Annotated in this window: 2 protein-coding genes; both read left to right on the top strand. The window is 43.2% G+C overall.

Annotated elements, in window-relative coordinates; all coding sequences use genetic code 11:
* Positions 1–409 (top strand): endonuclease NucS domain-containing protein (locus LG30_RS0107815; RefSeq protein ID WP_033130148.1); only part of this gene is annotated, 409 nt, incomplete at its 5' end.
* A gap of 309 nt (positions 410–718) precedes the next feature.
* Positions 719–1,390 (top strand): hypothetical protein, encoded by a 672-nt coding sequence (locus LG30_RS0107810; RefSeq protein ID WP_152599111.1) that lies wholly within the window; start codon positions 719–721, stop codon positions 1,388–1,390.
* The last annotated feature ends 205 nt before the right edge of the window (positions 1,391–1,595 follow it).

Below are 1,595 nucleotides of genomic sequence, written 5' to 3'. Positions count from 1 at the left end.
CACACCGCTCGAGGGCTCCAGCGAGTTTGCCTACGAACATGACCTGAGGGACTACTTAGCCAAGAATCTGCACATCATTGAACCCTCGCTAAAGCTCTATATGGATGAAGGGATCACTGGTGTGGAGTTCCCAGTGGGTGGCCGCTTCATCGACCTGCTAGCTGTTGATGGTACTGGCAACTATGTTGTTATCGAGCTCAAGGTGTCTAAGGGCTATGACCGCGTTGTTGGCCAGCTATTGAGATACATCAGTTGGATCAAGAAGAACCATGCTGAGCCGGGGCAGACAGTACGTGGGATAATCATTGCCAAGCAGATCAGTGAAGACCTAAAACTGGCCTGTTCAGAGGTCCCTTCTGTATCGCTCTATGAGTATGCGTTGTCAGTTGCCGTCACGAAGTTATCGTGATCGTACCAAGGGCTTCAGAGCAGCTCCCTGGTGTGTGCTTGCGCTTCATAGTCTGAGTGGGGCTTGTCCCCTACTCACTTTGCCCATGTAGTCCCAACAAATCTGTGATCCCCTCCTGATTCAGTGTTCATTACACTCAACAACCAGCACTGTTTGAGATACGATTTCCGCATGATACCCAAGCTCCACGCAAGGCCTACCAATGACAAGGAATGTCATCTGCACACTCACAGTAGCAATTCGGTGGCTAGAGCAGTAGTAAAGTTATTTTTTCCCTGCGAAGGGCGTCATTAAACATAGGAACGCTATATGTATCTAGAAACGGCAGCTTCAATACTTGCATCATTAGGTGGCGCTTCAGTCATAATTGCAGGCTTCGCACATTTTCTTGGCAAAATTTGGACAGATAGAATTGCAGAACAAACAACTGCAAAATACTCTCAAGAACTAGAAATTTTGAAGTCCAAGCATAACTTTTCCATTGAAAACTTCAAAAAACGAGCTGAATCAGAAATGAAAGATAGAGAACAATTCAGTGGAATATCTATCGAGGTTTACCAGAATTTTTTTAAGAGTCGCATACAGACTTATTCGGAGCTCCTTAAGATAAAGAATGAATATTTCACAGGAATGAATGAAGACTTTTTGATAGAGCTGACAGAGGAATGGGGGCATGTATATATCACCACTTATAATAAGTTAAAAACAATAATTATGAACGACCAGCTGTATATATCTAATGACCTTGAGTTAAAATTCATAAAACTACGTTCGGATGTCGCTGAGTATATTAAAGAAGCCGATTTGGCTAAAGGTAATTCAATGGGAGCCGGGATGAGTGAGGCGGAAGCCAACGAAGAGATAAGTCCAATACTAGATCGACTTGCTAAAAACACCCACCATTTAATGAATGAAGCAATGCAACAAATTGAGTCTGACGTGAGAAAGCTACGATCTAGAATTGAGATTGACCGTTTGTGATTTACATCCCAACTTGGCGTAACTCTAAATAATATCAATTAGATATTAAAAATAGGACACGCCGCGCATAAACTGGCAACAGCATAATTAACTAATCTATGAGCTTTTACAGATTTAGTTTTCACAGTTCCAAGGTCGAAGCCTGTTCCCAAGCCTCCCGACCCCACTTTTTTTCCCGCAAGAAACTCTCCAGACAGTGCAGGCT

The sequence above is a fragment of the Aeromonas aquatica genome, assembly GCF_000764655.1.
Lineage (GTDB): Bacteria > Pseudomonadota > Gammaproteobacteria > Enterobacterales > Aeromonadaceae > Aeromonas > Aeromonas aquatica.
Note: the sequence above shows the minus strand (reverse complement) of the source record. Positions and strands in the feature narration are given on the sequence as shown.

What these genes read in the sequence shown, in the direction of transcription:
- LG30_RS0107810 (WP_152599111.1), top strand. Translation starts at nt 719, where the DNA reads ATGTATCTAGAAACGGCAGCTTCAATACTTGCATCATTAGGTGGCGCT.